Genomic DNA, 507 nt, shown 5'->3' with positions numbered 1-507 from the left:
CTGTTGGTGGTAGACCGTGTTCTAGTGCAGTGATGTAGTCTGCATCGTAGAACATCGCTTCGTCATCACCAGATTCTTTTGCTTCAACCTGTGCTTTAAAGCGCGCGTCTTGGTCTTCTGCATCGTTAAGCTCTGAGAAGCCGTTTGCTACTTCACGGCCACCGATGAAGAACTCAAAGCGGTCTGTGAAGAATGGGTTGTCATCGCTACGACGTGCCAGTGGAGAAATATCCGCTGGGTAGCCAGTGATGAACGTAGGCTGCATTAGTTTAGGTTCTGCAGTTTCACCGAAGATCTCTTCAAGAAGCTGACCACAAGTCCAGAAAGGTTCTACTTCAACGTGAACAGATTTAGCGATAGAAACCATTAGTTCGCGGTTTTGTAGATCTTCTTCCGTTAGCGCTTGGATTTGAGCGTGGTCTGGGTTGTAGTGTTTGATTGCTTCAAACATGCTCATGCGAGCGTACTTACCGCCAAACTCAACAGTATCTTCACCGTAAGGCATTG

At 47.3% G+C, this 507-nt stretch carries 1 protein-coding gene; it reads right to left on the bottom strand.

From position 1 onward, the window contains the following. On the bottom strand, positions 1 to 507 hold a 507-nt coding region (locus tag R7R24_RS30690), incomplete at both ends, for an amino acid--tRNA ligase-related protein (RefSeq protein ID WP_318120713.1).

It is taken from the genome of Vibrio sp. 704 (genome assembly GCF_033339295.1).
This window is presented reverse-complemented; position numbering and strand designations above follow the sequence as displayed.